The sequence below is a fragment of the Streptomyces sp. NPDC030245 genome, assembly GCF_055572995.1.
The window spans coordinates 115837-133956 of sequence record NZ_JBVICF010000018.1 but is presented as its reverse complement, the minus strand read 5'-3'; the positions used below and the strand labels follow the sequence as shown (position 1 = coordinate 133956).

Genomic DNA, 18120 nt, shown 5'->3' with positions numbered 1-18120 from the left:
CCTCACAGCACGTAGGGCAGGTCGCCGGTCACCTTGACGCTCGACCAGTCGAAGTCGACCTCGTCGATGACCTCCAGTTCGGTGAGGACCTGGTGCAGCCCGCTGTAGTCACGCAGCAGCGCGGTGCGTCCGGCGGCCTTGCAGTCCCGGAGCATGCGGGTGCCGTCCGCCACCCCGACGAGCCGCATGATCGCTTCCCAGGCCCGGTAGTCGTTGGCGGAGTACGCCTCCAGCGCCCGGCAGAGCGCGTGGACCAGGAACCGCTGCTGCTCGCGGCCCAGTTGGGGGTAGAGCACCTTGAGCAGTTCGCCGCTGATGGATCCGTGGCAGACCTCGTCGTGCCGGTGCAGCCGGGAGAGTTCCACGTTCATCGGCTGGACGCCCGACGCCTTGGCGACGAGTTCGAGATAGGCGCCGATGGAGAGTTCGGTGGTGATGGCGAACGCGAGCGTGTACAGACTGCGCTGCCAGCGCTCGGACGCCTGCCCGGTCAGCGCGCGGTGCGTCTCGGAGACGTACGGCAGCGGCAGTTCCCTCGCGCGGAAGTGGCTGCCGCGTTTGGCCCGGGTGACGTCGCTGGCCATCCGGTGCATGAGGATGTGGTACTGCTCGTCCACCATGGCCTGCATCAGCGAGACCTCCAGGGCCTCGCCCCACAGGCCGGGGAACTCGCCGCGCAGGATCAGTCCGAAGGCCGGATTGACCACATGGGTCTCGGAGTACTCGGTGTTCCGGTTGAGGGCGATCATCGCCCAGGTGAGGATGGCGTCCCGCTGCTCCGGGGGCAGGCCCAGGTAGACGGGGTGGTCGGCGAACGGGACGATGTCCTCGGGATAGTCCGGCAGGGCGAGGTCGAACAGGTCGAGCAGTTCGGGGTCTTCCCGCTTGACGGTGGCCCTGCGCCGCCAATTGGCCGCGAGCCGGTGGATCACCGGGTTGTCGACGGCGCCGAACAGGGCGCTGCCGAGCTCGTCTTCCTCGGGGTTGCTGATGAACCGCTCGTCCATCCTTCATGTTCCTCTCGTGCTCTCGTGGCATCGGAGGGCTCGCCCGGTCCCGGTGGTCGCGTACGCATGGACCGCTGGGCGAGCAGCACTCCGGCGAGGACCGTGGTGACTCCCGCGCACTGCACGGCCGACAGGGTCTCGCCGAGGAGGAGGAACGCCGCTCCCGCCCCGGCCACGACCTCCAGGGTCGCGAACAGGCTCGCTGTGGACGGCGCCAGGAACTGCTGGGCCGCGATTCCGCTGAGGTAGGCGACGAGCGTCGCCACCACGCCTGCCCAGACGACCACCGCCCAGACGGGGGCGGAGACCGATCCCTGGCTGACGGTGTCCGCCAGGGCCGCGTAGGGGAAGCCGGTCGGCGGGGACAGGACGTTCAGCGCGACGGCGCCGACGGCGATGCCCAGCGCGGCCACGGCGACCGGGTCGCGGTGCAGCAGTGCCCGGCCGGCGAGCAGGAAGCGTACGGACAGGGCCGCCGCCGTCCCCAGGGCGGCCAGGACGCCGATCAGGTCGAGCCGCAGCCGTGCCCACACCTCGCCGACCAGCAGCAGACCGGTCAGGACGACGGCCGTGCCCGCCCAGACCAGGCGCGGCTGTGCGATGCGCCGCACGCAGCGCGACCAGACGACGACGATCACCGGGGACAGGAATTGCAGCACGACGAAGACGCCGACCGGGATCCGCGCCACCGCGACGCCGCACAGCGTCTGGAGCGCGGCGAAGGAGAAGAGGCCGAGGACGGCGATGACGGCCCACTCCTGTCGGGTCGCAAGGAGCTGCCGTGGCCGGGTGACGGCCGCGTACGCCAGGAGCAGCACGGCCGCGATGGTCAGCCGGGCCTGGGCGATCTCGGCCGCCGAGAGTCCCGCCGACGCGAGGACCTTGGTGGCGGGGCCGACCGTCCCGAAGGCGCAGGCCGACAGCGCGGCGAGAGCGGCACCGGCGGCCGCGCCGGTCGTGCGCGCCGCGTTCAGCACGGTCGCCCCTGTACGGCGGCGGCCTGCGGGAAGAAGAGCCGGTCGGGCCCGCCGAACGGGACCAGTTCGGACCACCACTGGGCGGCCGGGTCCCACCGTGCGTGGAACGGCCGGCCCACCAGGTCCGGTATCCGGGCCTGCAAATAGCGCAGCGCGAAAGCCCGCCCGCCCGGCAGGTCGGTCACTCCGTCCACGGTCACCTTTCCCTCGGTGGTCGACATGACCGGGCCGCGGGCGGTGCGGCCGAGGCCGGACATGCGCCGCACGGCGTCGCGGTGGATGTCGTACGCGCGCTGGAGCGGCAGCCCGAAGTAGCGTCGCGCGCCGGTGTCCCGCTCCACGAACAGGTAGTACGGGTGGATCCCGAGCAGGAGCTGCGCGCGCCACGCGTCCGCCCACACCGCCGGGTCGTCATTGACGTGGCGTACGACGGGCGCCTGGGAGCGCAGTTGGGCGCCCACTCCGTGCAGCGCGGCGACGGCGTGCCGGGTCAGGTCGGGCTCCAGCTCGCGCGGGTGCGACACATGCACCATGATCGCGAGCTGGCGGCCGGCCCGCACCACGCGTTCGAGCAGGCGGAGCAGGCTGTCGGCGTCCGGCCCCGTCACCAGGCGGGCGGGGTGGAAGGAGAGCGCCTTGGTGCCGATGCGGACGGTGGTGATGTGCTCCAGGCCGGGGCCGAGGACGGCGTCGATGTACGGTTTCAGGAGCTCGGTGCGCATGACGAGCGGGTCGCCGCCGGTGAACAGGACATCGCTGATCTCGGGGTGCTCCCGCAGATACGCGATGACCTTCCGCGGGTCGTCGTCCGCGATGCGCAGCTCCGGCCGGCCGACGAACTGCGCCCAGCGGAAGCAGTAGGCGCAGTACGCGTGGCAGGTCTGCCCGTGGCGGGGGAAGACCAGGGCGGTCTGCGCGTATTTGTGCTGCACTCCGCTGACCGGGATGTTGCGGGTGAGCTGCTCGCCGGGGTGCGGGTTGAGGCGGCGGCGGATGGCGGCGACGGTGTCCCGCAGCGCGGCGGGGTCGCCCAGCGCGCGCTCGACGGCGCGGAAGTCGCGCGGGTCGAGCATGTCGCGGTGGGGGAAGACCAGCCGGTACAGCGGATCGTCGGGGACGTTCTCCCAGTCGATCAGTGAGTCGATGACATGGGCGCTGACCTTGAACGGCAGCACGTGCCCGACCACTTCCACGTCATGGGCCGGCCGGGCGTCCTTGCACCTGTCGCGGACGAGCATGGCCAGCCTGCGTCCCGACACCGTCCGTGTCGCGGAGACGGCCTGTTCGGCGATGGTCATCTGAGGGTCGGGCCCTTCTGCTGGGAGGCGCGCTCAGGCGGCGATCCAGTACCTGGTGAGGTGGCGGCCGGCGTCCTCGTACTGTGAACGGGCGTGCAGCATCCGCTGGTTGTCCCAGATGAGCAGCGAGCCGTCGGGGATGAGGATCTGGGTGCGGTACCGGTCGAACAGCTCGCTGACCCGGTGGGCCAGATCGGCCCCGGCCTGCCCGAGCGGAAGTTGTTCCGGCGGCGGTGCCGAGTCGAGGGAGGCGTCGTAGTCCGCGGCCGTCAACAGGTTGTAGCTGAACCGCAGTACGGGGCGGCCGTGTTCATCGTCGTAGAGCATCGGGGCGAGCACGGGAGCGCCCTCGCTCCCCGGGCCGGGAAAGACGAGGCGCGGCCCGGTCAGCAGCGCGTGCTCGGCGGGGCCGAGCAGCTTCTCCAGGACCCCGAGGTCGAGCAGGTCGGTGTGGCCGCCCCCGCAGCGGGCCTGCCGGTGGCAGTAGAGGGCCAGATAGCGCGGACTCGGGTCCAGGCCCGGTGCCTCGGTGTGGGCGCGGATGGTGTTGCGGCTCTGGGAGTAGGCGCGGCCGTCGTTGCCCGGACGGTAGACGACTTCGTGTTCCACGGTGCCGGTGTACTGGGGGATGAAGCGGCCGATGTCCTGGAGCAGCTCGATGGCGTCCCGCTGGCCTCCGGGCCGGGCGACGACGGCGTAGCCGTCGGCGTCGAGTGCGGCTCGTACGCCCGACGCGGTTGCGGATCGTACGCTGGCCTCACATGGCACAGGCATGCGCGCCCCCCTATACGCTGCTCTGCTGCTCTGCTGCTCTGCTGCTCTTCCGCTGTGCTCCAAGCAGCCTCGCAAGGGGCACCGTGGGCGTATTGAAGAAAACCGACCTCGCCCGCAGGGTGGCTCAATCGGGCAGTACGAGGCTGGTCGGCTGCCCCTCGGCCCGGTCCACGTCCGGGGGCCCTGTGCGGCCGGTGGCGCGGGCGCGCAGGAAGCGCGACATGGTCCACCCCGTCATGGACTTGAACTCCCGGCTCAGGTGGGACTGGTCGGAGTAGCCGGAGAGGGAGGCGGCGCTGGCGCCGGGCAGACCGCCGGTCACCAGCCGGAGGGCGCCGCGCAGCCGCAGGATGCGGGAGGCCGTTTTGGGGAGCAGCCCGATCTGATGCTCGAAGCATCGCTCCAAGTGCCGCTCGCTCCAGCCGCATTCGTGGGCGAGCAGATGGACGGGCACGCCTCCGGACGTCTCGGAGAGCCGGTTCCATGCCCACAGCACGCGCGCGGAGACGGGTGGGGCGTCTTCGAGCCAGTGGGTCAGCACCTCGTCGAGGAGTGCGAAGCGCCCGGCCCAGTCGGGGCAGCTCTCCAGCCGCTCGTCGAGCGCGTGGAACCGGGTTCCGAGCAGGTCGGCGGGCTCGGTCAGCGCGTTGGCGAGCTGGTCCATCGGGGTGCCGAAGAAGGTGTACGCCGCCCAGGGGGCGAAGACGACCTCCACGCCGCGCAGCCTCCCGTCGTGCTCGCCGAGCCGGGCACGCGACTGCGGACCCGACACCAGGGAGGTGAACGAGCCCGCCCCGGCGAGCTCCTCCCCCACGGCGTCGTGCACGCGCAGCTTCTGCCCGAAGAGGATGACCAACGTCGCCATGCAGTCGGGGAGTTCGAGCCGCCGCCGGGGCGCGGTCAGGTCGAAACCGAATCCGCGGTAGCGCATGACGAGCGAGCGCAACCGGGCGGCGGGCAGGGCGGTTGCCACCTCCCAGGTTCCGGCCGGATCGAACTCGTGCCTCACCACGTCGCCATTGTGGGCGGGCGGGTCCCCGGCTCCGGCCATTGGTTCACGCCAGAATCCACGCGTGCCCCGCGGGGTGAGGGCCCGATGGCACGAGACCCCCCTCACCCGAGCCGGTCGATCACCTCGACGACGGGCCGCGCCCCGTCCTCCTCGGCGATACCTTCGGCGAGGAGGCGGGCACGGGCGCGCAGAGCCGGGTCATGGACGGCGACGGTGATCGCGTCCGACAGACGCTGTGCGGTCAGGCGCTGGTAGCGCAGCGGGCGTGGGGACACGCCGAGGCGGTGGAGACGGGCGGCCCAGAAGTGCTGGTCCAGCTGCACGGGGACGGGTACGGCGGGGACGCCCGCGCGCAGCCCTGCGGCCGTGGTGCCGGCGCCGGCGTGGTGGACGACGGCGGCGGTCCGGGGGAACAGCCAGGCGTGCGGTACTTCCCTCACCGTGATCAGGTCGTCGTTCTCGGCGTGCAGACCGCTCCAGCCCGCTTGCAGGACACCGCGCACCTTCGCCCGGCGCAGCGCCTCGCCGACAAGGGCGCTCAGCCTCTCCGCGTCCTCGGCGACGAAGCTGCCGAAGCCGACGAAGACCGGAGGCGGGCCGGAGGAGAGGAAGTCCAGGAGCCGCGGCTCGGGCTGCCAGCCGGGGAGGGTCTCGGGCCACCAGTACCCGCAAACCTGGTGCCCTTCGGGCCAGTCCCCCGGCCGGGGGACGACCCGTGGGCTGAAGCCGTGCAGGACGCCGCGCCCGCGGGGCAGGCCCAGGGGTCCGGCGAACCGGTGCGGCGGCAGCCCCAGTTCGCGCCGCAGCTCCCCGACGGCCGGAGCGAACATGCGGTCGGTGGCCGTCAACAGGGCGTGGGCGCTCAGGCGGTTCCCGTACGAGCCGAACGAGCGGGCTCCGACGACCGGCGCCGCGAAGGCCGCGGTGGGCTGGACCGGTTGCAGATAGACCCCGAGGCTCGGCAGCCGCAGCGCCTCGCCGAGCGTCGCGCACATCGGGTCGGTGACCGTGGAGCTCAGCAGTACGTCGGCGCCCTGCTCCACGGCGTCGCGCACGCCCGCCGCAAGCGCCGGCATGAACGCCTTCGCCATCCGCATCAGCCGCGCGAGAGCCACGGGCGCGCTGACCGCCCTGGCCAGCCCCTGCCCGCCCGCGGAGGCCAACTCGGCCCGCGGGTCCACGGGCAGCGCCCGGAACCCGAGCCCATGAGCGGCCACCGCAGCCCGGAACCGCTCATGAGAGGCAACCGCCACGTCGTGCCCCGCGCCATGCAGCCGCACACCCAGCCCGATGAAGGGAGCGACGTCACCCCAGCTACCCGCTGTCACGATCAGTACGCGCATGGCGACACTATGTCAGCCCGGATGGATCCGAGGGCTCGGCGTCCGGTCCACGTCCGGGCTACGTTCACGGGATGATGCAGCAGCAACCGGAAAACGTTCCCGCACCCCTCGACGGCCCGGCGGTCGATGTCTCCCACGCCCACGAACTGCTCCTCGGTTACCTGGACTGGTACCGCGAAACCTTGCTGCGCAAGCTCACCGGGCTCTCCGAAGCCCAGCTCCGCACCCCGGTCGAACCGCTCGGCTGGTCACCGCTCGGCCTGGTCCAGCACCTGGGCTGGGTCGAACGCCGATGGCTGCGCTGGGGGTTCGGCGCCGAGGACATCGCCGCCCATCCACCCGGCGGAGACACCGCGGAATGGACGGTCGCCGCCGACGTCTCCACCTCCCAGGTCATGACCGCCTACGAGGCGGAAGTCACCGCCGCCGACTCCCTCGCGAGAAACGCCGCGTTGCACGACAAGGCCCGCCTCGGCGGCCGTTTCAAAACCCCCGCCCAAGCCCCCTCACTCGGACGGATCCTCTTCCACCTGCTCCAGGAATACGCCCGCCACATCGGCCACCTCGACATCGCACGCGAACTCATTGACGGCGAGGTCGGTGAGTGATGCACTCAAGCCACTCAAGCCATCTGATGCAGATAGGGACCACTTTCAGTGACATTACGCGCCGGCAGCTTGGCCTCCAACTTCCAGCGTGTGGCACGGGCGACAGGCCGGACTTACGCCCCACTGCCCATTGCCACCCTGCGCGGCTGGGAAGAAATGGTGAGACTCTGCGCCGAGGGCTACGACTTCGACGTCTGCGAGTACCTCAACGACCTGTCCATTCGCGAACTGCTGCAACAGGTCATCGACGACCCAGTGGTGCAATCGCTGCCCGAGTACTCGTGGTTCTCCGCCGAACTCTCCCGTATCGATGAAGGCTTCCGGGCACTTCTGGCGCACGGCCCGGTTATTCGACCCGACGAGAGCCACTGGTGGCGGCGCTCGCTTCCGGACCGAGGGCAGCAGGAGTTCGTCGACGATGTACGGGAGCGGTACGGTGTCGTTGACGTAGTCGAAACGGACCTCTGACAGGAGCCCGTTCTGGTGCGGGTCGGTCAGGGTGCCGCCCTTCTCCGTCCGCCGCAGCGCGTAGACCTTCTTGTGGTCCGTTCGGCCAGCTTTGGATGACCGGGACCGCGAAGCCGTCGGAGTCCTTGGTTAGGGCCGGCGTCCTGGGGTCCTTCTTGCTCGAACATGTCACCGCCCCGAGGTCGGGCGGTCGAGCAGGGCGCCCCGAAAGCGTGACGCTGCCGCGAACGCATTCCCCGGGGGCCGGGCCAGGCAACAGACTCACCCTTCACGACCCCCGTCTGCATCCGGAGACATCCTGTGCCATCGCCCTGCGACCCCCAGCACGCACCCGTCGGCGAGGTGGGCGTGGCGCTCATGATGATCGACTCCCGCCTCAAGGGCATCCACGACGGCAAGACCGAGACCGACGCCCAACAGCAGTTGCTGATCCGCCAGTTCGCCCAGTCACTGGGTCCCGACGGGGCCAACGACGTGCTGGACGGCACGTGCACGCTCATCTACATGTACATGAGCTGGCTGCGGAAGGTGCACGAGCAGCACGAGAAGGACGTCATCGAGTACGTGGTGCCCAACCTCGTGGCCACGATGCGCATGATGCCCAAGAGCTGCCCCACGGAAGTCATCCCCATCATGGCCGGTCTGGTCACCGCCGCGGGTCTCGGCCTGAGCCCCAACCTGTGGCGCGGACAGTACGGGGACTGGACCGACGAGGAGATGACTCCCCTGGAAGCCACCGCCTTCCTCCTCGCGGAGCACATCAACCGCATCGCCGACGACCCGGACTTCGCCACCCGCATGATCACCGAGGCGCTCACCGGCGCGGAGGAGGGCTGACGCCCGTACGTACTGCTCACGGACGCGCCCGTCCGGCTCCTCCCACTCCTCAGACGGCCGCGTCGGCGAGCAGTTTGAGGGCGAGCGCTTCCGTTTCGGCGTCGGCCTTCTCAGGGCTGCCGGTGTCGTACGGCGGGTCGGGGTCGTACTCGACCGCGAGTTGCATCGCCCGTGCCACCTCGACGTCGGAGAGGCGGGCGGCGAGGTGCAGCCCCATGTCGATTCCGGCGGAGACCCCCGCGGCCGTGATGATCTTCCCGGCCTCGACGAAGCGGCCTGGCGTGAACGTGGCGCCGACCTCCGCCAAGTACGGTCTGGACGCCCAGAACGTCGTCGCGGGCAGGCCGCGCAGCAGCCCGGCCGCTCCCAGGATCAGCGAGCCCGTGCACACGGACGTCGTCCAGACCGACCTGCGGTGGATACGGCGGATCCACTCGTGGACCGCGGTGTCGGCCATCATGGCCGTGGTCCCCCGCTGACCGCCTCCCGGGATCACCAGGACGTCCGCGTGGCGTACGTCCCGCATGGCGCGCTCCGCCACGAGGCTCAGCTCCCCCGTGTCCGTACGGACCGGGCCCGTCTCATGGCCGACCATGGTCACCCGTACGCCCGGAACACGGCACAGCACTTCGTACGGTCCGACGGCGTCCAGTGCCGTGAACCCGTCGTACAGCAGCACCGCCACGTGCAGTCGCCCGGCCCCGGGCGCCGCCTGTGCCGAGCCGCCCGTACCGACGGCGAGGGCGGCCCCCGCCCCCACCGCTCCCGAGACCGCGCCGCGCAGCACCCCGCGCCGACTCGGCTCCCGCCGGACACCATCCCTGACCATCGTCACCAACGCCCTTCGCTGTGACAGCAGTTGTCGGACCAGTAGTCGTGCACGGTGGCGCCGGAGTTCCCCTTGGTGTCGGATTACCTCCGGAGTCATCGACGAAATGGGCCACGGCGAACGAGAGTTGGCGCATCACAGTCACTCAGACACTCAGGAAGGGACCATCCATGCCGTACTTTGAGGGCTCCGACGGGACCAGCCTCTTCTACACCGACTGGGGGCAGGGCAAGCCGGTGGTGTTCGTGGCGGGGGCCTGGCTGAGCAGCAGTTCATGGGAGTTCCAGATGCTGCCGCTCACCGAGCAGGGCCTGCGCTGCGTCGCGTACGACCGGCGGGGGCACGGCCGCTCGGACTGGGTCGGCCACGGCTTCGACTACGACACCCTCGCCGATGATCTCGCCGCTCTCCTCGACCGCCTCGACCTGCGCGATGTGACCCTGGTGGCGCACTCGATGGGCGGCGGAGAGGTGATCCGCCACCTCTCCCGGCACGGCTACGACCGGGTGAGCCGGGTGGCGTTGCTCGGGAGCACCGCGCCGCTGATGCTGGCGACGCCGGACAACCCGGACGGGCTCGGCCAGGAGGTCTTCGACGCCATGGAGGCCGAGCGGACCAAGGACCGGCCGAGGTGGATGGCGCAGAACACGCAGGCGTTCTTCGCCACGCACCTGGGCAACGCCGTCTCCGCCGAGCTCATGGAGTGGACGGTCCAGCGGTGCCTCGACTGCTCGGCCAAGGCCGCGGTCGAGGTCGTGAGGACGGCGTGCGGTACTGACGTACGCGAGGAAGTCGCCGCGCTGCGGGTGCCGACGCTGATCCTGCACGGCGACGCCGACGTCTCCGCCCCCGTCGCCCTGTGCGGGCGGCGCCTGGCGAAGCTGGTGCCGGACAACGTCTACAAGGAGTACCCCTTCGCCGGGCACGGCTTCTTCATCACCCATGCCGACGCGGTCAACCGGGATCTGCTCGACTTCATCGGCGGCGTCTGAGATTTCCAGACTTCCGGCGTGGATCGCCGATGAGTTCTCGCGACGCGAACGGTCTTCCTTCCCGAAACCCTGACCAAGACCGGGACCGCAAGCAACGAGGAGATCTTCATGGCCGGCACAGAGACCCGCAAAGAGACCCGCACGCTCACCGCGGACGGCGCGACACTGACGTACGACATCCACGGCGGCGTGACCGGCGTCGCGCCCGGCGACGACATCCTGTTCCTTGTGGGCTCCCCGATGGGCGCCTCCGGGTTCGCCACCCTCGCGTCGCACTTCACGGACCGGACCGTCGTCACCTACGACCCCCGGGGGACGGGCCGCAGCCCGCGCACCGACGGTGCGGCGGAGACCTCGGTCGAGGAGCACGCCGGTGACCTGCGGCAGGTGATCGAAGCGCTCGGCGCGGGACCGGTCGACGTGTTCGCGAGCAGCGGCGGCGCCGTCAACGCCCTCGCGCTGGTGGAGCGGCACGGGGAGCTCGTGCGCACCCTCGTCGCCCACGAGCCGCCGACCGCGCAGGTCGTCCCCGACCGGGAGGTGATGCTCGCGGTGTGTGCGGACATCCACGCCACCTATCTGCGCGACGGCATGGGTCCGGCAATGGCGAAGTTCATCGCGGTGACGAGCCGGAAGGGGCCGTTCCCGGCGACCTGGGCGGACGAGCCGGCGCCCTCGCCCGCCGACTTCGGGCTGCCGGCCGAGGACGACGGCTCGCGCGACGACCCGCTCGTGGGGCAGAACATCCGGGGGTGCACGAGCTACCGGCCCGACTTCGCCGCGCTGCGCGCCGCACCCACCCGCGTCGTTCTCGCGGCCGGTCGGGAGTCCGAGGGCGAGTTCGCCGCGCGCGCGGCGGCCGCTGTCGCCGAGGCGCTCGGCACCGAACTCACCGTGTTCCCCAGTCATCACGGCGGCTTCCTGGGCGGCGAATTCGGTCAGCACGGTGCCCCCGAACCCTTCGCGAAGACGCTGCGCCACACGCTCGACACTCACCGCTGAGCTCTACACCCACCGCTGAGCTCGGCACCCACCGTTGAGCCAGCAACCTGCCGCTGAGCCGGAAACCTGCCGCTTCCGCTCGACCGGCGGACCGAACCGCGCTAACATACAACCAAATGGTTGTACATGAAATGGGCGACCGGGCCGTGGACCAGCTGTTCCACGCCCTGGCCGACTCCACACGACGCGACATCCTGCGCCGGTGCGTCCGGACCGGGACGTCGGTGTCGCAGCTGGCGGAGGCGTACCCGATGAGCTTCGCCGCCGTGCAGAAACACGTCGCGGTCCTGGAGCGGGCCGGGCTCGTGACCAAGGAGCGCCGCGGCCGCGAGCAGCTCGTCCGCACCGACGCCGACGGTCTGCGGCAGGCCCGGCAGGTGATCGACCTGCTGGAGACGGCGTGGCGCGGGCGCGTGGACCGGATGTCCCTGCTGCTCACCGAGGAGCCCGCCCCGGCCCCTGCCCCGGCCGCTGAAGAAGACAACCCCTCAAGGAGAGCCGAACCATGACCGTCACCAGCATCGACAAGGATTTCGAGAGCCTCACGCTCACGCTCGTCGCCGACTTCACCGCCCCGGTCAAGCAGGTGTGGCAGCTGTGGGCCGACCCGCGGCAGCTGGAGCGCTGGTGGGGGCCGCCGAGCTACCCGGCCACCTTCGAGGAGCACGATCTGACCCCCGGCGGCGACGTCACGTACTTCATGACGAGCCCCGAGGGCGAGAAGCACCGTGGATGGTGGCGGATCACCTCGATCGAAGCGCCGACGTCCCTCGACTTCACCGACGGGTTCGCCGACCAGGACGGGAAGCCGGCCGCGGACCTGCCGGTCTCGACGGTACGGATGCGGCTGACCGAGCACGCCGGTGGCACCCGCATGGAGCTGCGCTCGGCCTTCGACTCGCGTGAGCAGATGGACCAGCTCCTGAACATGGGCATGGTGGACGGTCTGACCGAGGCCGTCGGCCAGATGGACGCCCTGCTCGCCGGCTGACGCGGCGCCGGGCGGGGAGCCCTCTTCCCGCCCGGCCCCTCCCCCGCGCGCACCGCCGTCGTGCAACACCGGCCGGACCGGCGGGCCCGCACCCCGGCAGGCGCGTGCGGGTCACCTAGACTCGCGCAATGGCCAAGTACTTCGACGTGCATCCCGACAACCCCCAGCGGCGCAGCATCAGCAGCGTGGTGGACGGGATCCGCTCCGGCGCGCTCGTCGCGTATCCGACGGACTCCTGCTACGCGCTGGGCTGCCGGCTCGGCAGCCGCGACGGCATGGACCGCATCCGGTCGATCCGTCAGCTCGACGACCGCCACCACTTCACCCTGATGTGCGAGAGCTTCGCGCAGCTGGGGCAGTTCGTTCACCTCGACAACGACGTGTTCCGCGCCATCAAGGCCGCCACTCCGGGCAGTTACACCTTCATCCTGCCCGCCACCAAAGAGGTGCCGCGGCAGATGATGCACCCGAAGAAGAAGACCGTCGGTGTCCGCATCCCCGACCACATCGTCACCCAGGCCCTGCTCGCCGAGCTCGGTGAGCCGCTGCTCTCCAGCACGCTCCTCCTGCCCGACCAGGCGGAGCCGCTGACGCAGGGCTGGGACATCAAGGAGCGCCTCGACCACCTCGTGGACGCGGTCGTGGACTCCGGCGACTGCGGCACGGAGCCCACCACGGTCATCGACTTCTCCGACGGCGAGGCGGAGATCGTCCGGCGGGGAGCGGGTGACGTCACACGCTTCGAGTAGGCCGCGTTTTCGAGTAGGCCGCGGTCAGGTCTCCGGTGTGCAGCATCCGTCCCGGCGCATCAGACGGCCGACCTTCAGCCAGTACGCCTCGTCCTGCCGCTGCCGCTGCCGCTGCCTTTCGAAGGCGGACGTCAGCTCCTCGGTCGTGTACGGGGTGCCGCCCCGGAGCACCGACACCGTGCGCACCATCGTGTCGAAGTCCGTGAACGGGTCGCCGTCCACCACGGTCACGTCGGCGACCTTCCCGGCCTCGATGGTGCCCAGGTCCCGCTCCAGGCCGAACACCCGGGCCGGCAGCACGGTCGCGGTGCGCAGCGCCTGTGCCGGGGACAGGCCGCCCAAGTGCAGGGCGCGCAGCCCCAGATGCAGTGCGAGGCCGACCGGGACGAGGGGCTGATCGGTGCCGAGGGCGACGAGGCCACCGGCGGCGAGGATGCGCCGGTAGATGTCGGTCTCTCTGCGCAGGGTGGCCAGTTGTGCCTCGCTCGGCGGTTCGGCCGCGCCGGTCCTGACCGCCGCGACGTCCCACGGCGGCATCACCGCGGTGACGCGCGGGTCGTCCGCGAGGCCGGGGTCCGCTCCGAGCAGGGGCGCCGACGTGAACGGCGTGGCGATCAGGGAGAAGGCCGCGCCACGTGCGCTGTAGATCTCGACGACGTCGTCACAGGCGCGGCCGGTCGCCGTCACGGCGTGCCCGAACTCCGCGCGCTGCGTGGCCTGAAGATGGGTCGTCAGGTCCTGGCCGAGCTGGATGCCGGGCGAGAGCAGATGGCCTCCCGTGCGCACGCCGAGCCGTTCGTGCGCGAAGCGCGCCGCCTCCCGCATCACCCAGCCCGGAGCCCGCACATAGGTCTTGACGAAGTCCCAGTCGAGCGCCTCCCCGCGCTCCAGGGAGCGTCTCAGGGCGGCCCTGCTCCGGTGGGCGCGGCCCATGCTGTACGCGACGCGGGCGCCGTCCAGGAGTTCCCCCGTCGTGAGGAGGCGGGGGCCCGCCAGTTCGCCCGCGTACACCGCCTCGCGGACGCGGGCCTGTTCGTAGGCGAAGCCGCCCAGCGACACCGCCGTGGTGATCCCGTACGTCAGTTGGCCCGCCGTCTGGCGTCCGCCGTACGTCGTCTGCCACGGGTGGGTGTGGGTGTCCCACAGCCCGGGGACGACCGTGTGGCGTGACGCGTCGACGTGGCGGGCCGCGGCGGTGCGGGCGGCGGGCCGGTGCGGCCGCACGGCGGCGATCCGGCCGCCGCGTACGACGATGTCGACGTTCTCCCGCACCTCGTCGCCGGTGCCGTCCCACAGCCGGCCCGCGTGCACGACGACGTCGGCGGGCGCGGGCCTGCGCCCGTCCAGCGGGGCCCGGACCGTGCGGGGTCGGCCTCCGTCGACGCCGATCAGGCGCAGCCGGCCGCTCGACAGATAGAGGAGCGACTTCGAGTCGCCCGACCATGTGGGGTGGTCCGCGGGTTCGGCGGAGAGCACGCGCGGTGCGCCGCGTGGCGTGCCGTCGGGCGCGACGGGCAGCAGGTTCAGCGCCGATTCGACGATCACGGCGAGCCAGCGGCCGTCCGGGGACCAGACGGGCCCGGAGTCGTACCGGTCGGAGACCGAGGCGTGCGGGGCCACGGCGTACAGCCGGTCCGCTCCGGTGGTGGCGTCGACGATCCGGACGAGGTTGTAGCCCTCGCGGAAGCGGTGGTTGATGCGGTTCCGGTCGCACAGCGCGAGGTGGCGGCCGTCCGGTGACCAACTCGGGCGGCCGGGCAGGCCCCCGCCGCCCAGTGGCGTGACCAGCGCGCGTTCGGCGCCCGACGCCAGGTCGCGGACCATGAGACGGCCGGTCATGTCCAGGCAGGCGAGCCGCTTCCCGTCGGGTGAGAGCGCCGGGTGGACCCGGCCGCCGGTCGCCAGTGCGGTCTCCGCGCCGGTGGCCAGGTCGTGGCGGTACACGCCGAGCAGCCCGTCGCGGTCGTCGGCGTAGAGCAGGGACTTTCCGTCCCGCGCCCAGGCCGGGCCGAGCAGGTAGCCGGTGGGCGCCGCCCTGTGCAGTCTGCGGGGCGGGTGGCCGCCCGAAGTGTGCGTCAGCCAGAGTGTGTTGAGGGCGGCGAAGGCGATTCGGTGCCCGTCGGGCGAGAGTGCGGGCAGGTGGATGCCGCGGGTCGGCCGCGCGCGCCCGAGCCCCAGGTCGTACTCCTTGATCCGGTACCGCGGGCGGTGCACCGGCAGGGTGGCGTCGAAGGGGATCGCTTCCGGCTCGCCGGGTCTGTCGGGGCGTACGAGCGTGAAGCGGCCGTCGACGGTGAGGAGGAGCTGCCCCTTCGCCGTCCAGCGCGGCGGCACGGGAGCGATGTCGCCGTCGAGCGCGACGGGCCGGCCGTCGACGACGAGGGTGCAGGAGGCGCGGGGCGCGGCCGTGGTCCGCAGGTAGGCGAGCCGGCGTCCGTCGGGGGCCAGGGCGGGCGTGATGACCTGCGCGGTCGCGGTCTCGGTGTGGACCACGGTGACGGGGTCCGCTCCCTGGGCGGGGACGGCCGCGACGGTGCGGGCGTCGAGCCTGGTGCCCTGCTCCGTGGTGACGACCGCGCCTCGGACGAACAGGAGCCGCCCGCCGTCCGGCGACCAGGTCGGGTCGAAGTCCTCCCACGGCGCGTCCTGCAAGGGCCCGTCCTGTCCGGGCCGCCCGGTCACGCGCGTCAGTTCACCGCTCGCGAGGTCCAGGACGTGGATGCGGTACGAGCCGCCGCGCACCGGGTCGCCGCCCCGCTCGGACGCGAAGGCGATGCGCGATCCGTCGGGCGACCAGGCGGGCCCCCGGTCGTCCCAGGGGCCGTCGGTGCGCTGCCGCAGACCTGACCCGTCGACGCGCATCGTCCAGATGTGGAACCCGCCGTCCTGGTAGGCGCAGAACGCGACCGACGTGCCGTCCGGGGCGTACACCGGCCGGTTCGGCTCAAGATCCGGCGGTGTCAGCGGCACCGCCTCACCGCCGGTGCGGGGCAGGGACCAGAGCGTGGCCTGCGCCTCGACGACCAGCCGGTCCGCGGCCGGCGAGAGGGTCGCCGCTCCGTTCGTGACGCGGGTGAACGAGAGGGGAACCGTGGTGCGCGGCCGGGCCGGGGCGGGCGCGGTCCCCAGCGCGGCGACCGCCCCGGAGACCCCCGCGGCAACGAACAGCTGACGTCGGGACAGAGGCAACGCGGTGTTGTGCCGGTCACAGTCCATGACACAGCACACTCGCCCATCACGGCCGCCGTGGGCAACACCGCACGACGACAACACGCCGGTGTCCCAAGCCTGTTCTACGTATGTACTACGTCTGTTCTACGGCACTGCCCTACGTCGGGAACTCGCCGAGCCAGCTGCGGTCGAGGAGGTGCCTGGGCAGGAACGGCGACTTCTCGTCCACGGGGAAGCCCGCGTCGTACGCCACACACGCCATCGCGAGAGGGCCGAGTGCCACGCGGCTGTACGGCGCGTCGCCGTCCGCGGCCCGGTCGTCCGCCCAGTAGCGCCCGTGGTGGGCGAGGGCTTCGGTGAGGGCCTCCGAGAAGGCGGCGTGGTCGCCCGCGATCAGGCGGTGCAGAAGTGCGGCCGGCTGGTAGTCGATCATGTTGAGGAAGTCGCCCGGGGTGCGGGTCGCGACATGGGGGTGGGAGGTCTCCATGGTGGCGATCAGATGCTGGACGACGTCGTCCATGGGGCGCCTGAGCCAGAAGGCCCGCAGTGTTTCGATCCAGTGGAAGACGTACGCGTCGAGGGGCGCGGCCCGGCGCAGGTCGTCCAGCGGCACGCCGCAGAGCAGGGTCAGTCTGTCCTGTTCCCGGCAGACGACGGCGAGGTAGAAGGCGTCGAGCCATGCGCGGGCGTCCGCGGCCGGTCCGGGCCCGGTGGCGGGCAGCCGCAGCACGTGGTCGGCGATGCGGCACTCCACCGTCCCCTGGTGGGAGGTGGCCGTGCTGAACAGCGCCGAGCCGGTCTGCATGGCCCACACCCAGGCCTCCCAGGTCTCCAGGCTCGCGCCGTCCGGGTCGGCCGCGAAGCGTGCGTCGCTCAGCTGCTTCGTGACCGTGAAGGCGCGGGCGGGGCCTGCGGGGCTCTGCGCCAGCCGGGCGATGTGCTCGACGGCGGCGGCGCGGTCGAGTCCGGCCGGGCCGGTGCCTGGTGCGGTTTCGGCTGCGCCTCGGGTTTCGGGGGCGGGGGCAGCGGGCGGCGGAGATCCGGCGTGCAGCTTCCTCATCACCTCCATCAGCTCGGGCGGCGGCACCACGGAGAAGGAGCGGGTCTCGTGGTCGATGGCGGTGAGGGAGGTCAGCCGCCCCTGGTGCCACCAGTACAGCCGGGGCGACAGCGCGCCCGGCCCGTCCTCGTGGGCGCCGAGCGCGTATGCGCCCAGGTCGTTGACCGCGTCCACCACCGTGCCGTCCTCGATCGGGTGGAACGCGAGCAGGTTCCTGCTGGGCACGGCGACGAGCGCGCCGGCCTCCGGCAGGTCCCTGCCGGTGGTCGCGCGGGCCAGCTCGGGGAGCACGAGCACTTTGCTCGCCACGAAGTGGGAGTCCCCGTGGACCGATTGCAGCCGCGCGCCCTGCGGTCCCGTCACCTCCACGTGCTCCACCGGTTCACGGATCAGGTTCTGCCGGGCCGCCGCCCAGAGCCGCTCCCACCCCACGCGCGCCACGTCGTGGTCGTCGAGGATGCGGACGGAGGTGGGGGCGTCGAGGGCGACCGCCAGGAGCAGGCCCTCGGCCACCGGCCGCGCGTAACGGAAGCCGTTCGCCTGCTCGCCGGAGAAGGCGTCGTCGGGCAGGAGGCGGAGGACGGCCCCGTCGAGCAGTTCCTGCGCGCCCTCGCCGCCCCGGGACGCGTCGGCCAGGGCGGTGAAGTGCTGTTCGACCAGGCGGGGCCAGTGTTCCTCGGCCACGGTGCGGCACTTGTGCGCCAGGTTCGGGAGCGGGCTGCGGTGCCCGTCGCCCCACACCACGGCGTCACCCGCCATCCGCGGGCGTATGCCGCGGTGCGTCAGGAAGTGATGGGCTGTCAGGCTCCGCAGATATTCGGCCTGCGGAGAGGTCAGCATCGGCAAGTGGGGATCGGGCGCGTGGCGTTCGTTCACCCGGTGACTCTACGAAGGGGGCGTCGGCCGTGGCCCACGAGGGGTGCGGAAGTGGTGAGCGGCGACCGCACGACATGGCGGCGGCAGCGGTGGCGCGAGTCATACCAGGAGCTGACCTCACCGCCC

The 18120-nt window shown here is 71.7% G+C and carries 17 protein-coding genes; 8 read left to right on the top strand and 9 right to left on the bottom strand.

The window, feature by feature from the left end; all coding sequences use genetic code 11:
• Positions 1-2: 2 nt before the first annotated feature.
• The 6 genes from ACZ4Z4_RS36565 to ACZ4Z4_RS36540 form a co-directional block, all read right to left on the bottom strand.
• Positions 3-1007, bottom strand: coding sequence for a diiron oxygenase (locus tag ACZ4Z4_RS36565; protein WP_468337571.1), 1005 nt, complete (start codon positions 1005-1007; stop codon positions 3-5).
• Positions 929-1984, bottom strand: a complete 1056-nt coding sequence (locus tag ACZ4Z4_RS36560; RefSeq protein ID WP_468337568.1) for an EamA family transporter — start codon at positions 1982-1984, stop codon at positions 929-931. Before ACZ4Z4_RS36560 ends, ACZ4Z4_RS36565 begins: the two co-directional genes overlap by 79 nt.
• A complete protein-coding gene (locus tag ACZ4Z4_RS36555; protein WP_468337565.1) occupies positions 1978-3282 on the bottom strand; it encodes a KamA family radical SAM protein in 1305 nt (434 codons plus the stop codon). Before ACZ4Z4_RS36555 ends, ACZ4Z4_RS36560 begins: the two co-directional genes overlap by 7 nt.
• A 33-nt stretch (positions 3283-3315) precedes the next feature.
• A complete protein-coding gene (locus ACZ4Z4_RS36550; RefSeq protein WP_468337562.1) occupies positions 3316-4056 on the bottom strand; it encodes a TauD/TfdA family dioxygenase in 741 nt (246 codons plus the stop codon).
• A gap of 124 nt (positions 4057-4180) precedes the next feature.
• The gene (locus ACZ4Z4_RS36545) at positions 4181-5068 is read right to left on the bottom strand and encodes a helix-turn-helix domain-containing protein (protein WP_468337559.1); all 888 of its coding nucleotides are present in this window, start codon (positions 5066-5068) and stop codon (positions 4181-4183) included.
• Positions 5069-5169: 101 nt separating this feature from the next.
• Complete coding sequence (locus tag ACZ4Z4_RS36540; RefSeq protein ID WP_468337556.1) at positions 5170-6411, bottom strand: glycosyltransferase; 1242 nt, start codon at positions 6409-6411, stop codon at positions 5170-5172.
• 71 nt (positions 6412-6482) lie between these two features.
• Between ACZ4Z4_RS36540 and ACZ4Z4_RS36535 the strand changes: the two genes are divergently transcribed.
• The 3 genes from ACZ4Z4_RS36535 (at position 6483) to ACZ4Z4_RS36525 (ending at position 8324) form a co-directional block, all read left to right on the top strand.
• On the top strand, positions 6483-7019 hold the full coding sequence (locus ACZ4Z4_RS36535; protein WP_468337552.1) for a DinB family protein: 537 nt from the start codon (positions 6483-6485) through the stop codon (positions 7017-7019).
• Positions 7020-7088: 69 nt separating this feature from the next.
• Complete coding sequence (locus tag ACZ4Z4_RS36530) at positions 7089-7487, top strand: hypothetical protein (RefSeq protein WP_468337548.1); 399 nt, start codon at positions 7089-7091, stop codon at positions 7485-7487.
• Positions 7488-7787: 300 nt separating this feature from the next.
• Entirely contained in the window at positions 7788-8324 is a 537-nt protein-coding gene (locus ACZ4Z4_RS36525) for a hypothetical protein (protein WP_468337545.1), read from the top strand.
• Positions 8325-8373: 49 nt separating this feature from the next.
• On the opposite strand, the gene ACZ4Z4_RS36520 is transcribed toward ACZ4Z4_RS36525, so the two are convergent.
• A complete protein-coding gene (locus tag ACZ4Z4_RS36520) occupies positions 8374-9153 on the bottom strand; it encodes a DJ-1/PfpI family protein (protein ID WP_468337542.1) in 780 nt (259 codons plus the stop codon).
• A gap of 170 nt (positions 9154-9323) precedes the next feature.
• Here ACZ4Z4_RS36520 and ACZ4Z4_RS36515 point away from each other — a divergent pair, with 170 nt between their 5' ends.
• The 5 genes from ACZ4Z4_RS36515 (at position 9324) to ACZ4Z4_RS36495 (ending at position 12887) form a co-directional block, all read left to right on the top strand.
• A complete protein-coding gene (locus tag ACZ4Z4_RS36515; protein WP_468337539.1) occupies positions 9324-10145 on the top strand; it encodes an alpha/beta fold hydrolase in 822 nt (273 codons plus the stop codon).
• Positions 10146-10253: 108 nt separating this feature from the next.
• Entirely contained in the window at positions 10254-11147 is an 894-nt protein-coding gene (locus tag ACZ4Z4_RS36510; RefSeq protein WP_468337537.1) for an alpha/beta fold hydrolase, read from the top strand.
• Positions 11148-11263: 116 nt separating this feature from the next.
• Positions 11264-11656: an ArsR/SmtB family transcription factor gene (locus tag ACZ4Z4_RS36505; protein WP_468337535.1), complete on the top strand. Its 393-nt coding sequence runs from the start codon at positions 11264-11266 to the stop codon at positions 11654-11656.
• Complete coding sequence (locus ACZ4Z4_RS36500) at positions 11653-12138, top strand: SRPBCC family protein (RefSeq protein WP_468337532.1); 486 nt, start codon at positions 11653-11655, stop codon at positions 12136-12138. The genes ACZ4Z4_RS36505 and ACZ4Z4_RS36500 overlap by 4 nt, the downstream gene beginning before the upstream one ends.
• A 128-nt stretch (positions 12139-12266) precedes the next feature.
• Positions 12267-12887, top strand: coding sequence for an L-threonylcarbamoyladenylate synthase (locus ACZ4Z4_RS36495; RefSeq protein ID WP_468337529.1), 621 nt, complete (start codon positions 12267-12269; stop codon positions 12885-12887).
• A gap of 24 nt (positions 12888-12911) precedes the next feature.
• Here ACZ4Z4_RS36495 and ACZ4Z4_RS36490 read toward each other — a convergent pair whose 3' ends face one another.
• Both ACZ4Z4_RS36490 and ACZ4Z4_RS36485 read right to left on the bottom strand, forming a co-directional pair.
• Entirely contained in the window at positions 12912-16103 is a 3192-nt protein-coding gene (locus tag ACZ4Z4_RS36490) for an amidohydrolase family protein (protein WP_468337526.1), read from the bottom strand.
• Positions 16104-16215: 112 nt separating this feature from the next.
• Complete coding sequence (locus ACZ4Z4_RS36485) at positions 16216-17994, bottom strand: Imm49 family immunity protein (RefSeq protein WP_468337523.1); 1779 nt, start codon at positions 17992-17994, stop codon at positions 16216-16218.
• Positions 17995-18120: the final 126 nt, after the last annotated feature.

What these genes read in the sequence shown, in the direction of transcription:
- ACZ4Z4_RS36550 (WP_468337562.1), bottom strand. Translation starts at nt 4,056, where the DNA reads ATGCCTGTGCCATGTGAGGCCAGCGTACGATCCGCAACCGCGTCGGGC.
- ACZ4Z4_RS36565 (WP_468337571.1), bottom strand. Translation starts at nt 1,007, where the DNA reads ATGGACGAGCGGTTCATCAGCAACCCCGAGGAAGACGAGCTCGGCAGC.
- ACZ4Z4_RS36510 (WP_468337537.1), top strand. Translation starts at nt 10,254, where the DNA reads ATGGCCGGCACAGAGACCCGCAAAGAGACCCGCACGCTCACCGCGGAC.
- ACZ4Z4_RS36500 (WP_468337532.1), top strand. Translation starts at nt 11,653, where the DNA reads ATGACCGTCACCAGCATCGACAAGGATTTCGAGAGCCTCACGCTCACG.
- ACZ4Z4_RS36520 (WP_468337542.1), bottom strand. Translation starts at nt 9,153, where the DNA reads ATGGTCAGGGATGGTGTCCGGCGGGAGCCGAGTCGGCGCGGGGTGCTG.
- ACZ4Z4_RS36555 (WP_468337565.1), bottom strand. Translation starts at nt 3,282, where the DNA reads ATGACCATCGCCGAACAGGCCGTCTCCGCGACACGGACGGTGTCGGGA.
- ACZ4Z4_RS36515 (WP_468337539.1), top strand. Translation starts at nt 9,324, where the DNA reads ATGCCGTACTTTGAGGGCTCCGACGGGACCAGCCTCTTCTACACCGAC.
- ACZ4Z4_RS36495 (WP_468337529.1), top strand. Translation starts at nt 12,267, where the DNA reads ATGGCCAAGTACTTCGACGTGCATCCCGACAACCCCCAGCGGCGCAGC.
- ACZ4Z4_RS36535 (WP_468337552.1), top strand. Translation starts at nt 6,483, where the DNA reads ATGATGCAGCAGCAACCGGAAAACGTTCCCGCACCCCTCGACGGCCCG.
- ACZ4Z4_RS36505 (WP_468337535.1), top strand. Translation starts at nt 11,264, where the DNA reads ATGGTTGTACATGAAATGGGCGACCGGGCCGTGGACCAGCTGTTCCAC.
- ACZ4Z4_RS36490 (WP_468337526.1), bottom strand. Translation starts at nt 16,103, where the DNA reads ATGGACTGTGACCGGCACAACACCGCGTTGCCTCTGTCCCGACGTCAG.
- ACZ4Z4_RS36540 (WP_468337556.1), bottom strand. Translation starts at nt 6,411, where the DNA reads ATGCGCGTACTGATCGTGACAGCGGGTAGCTGGGGTGACGTCGCTCCC.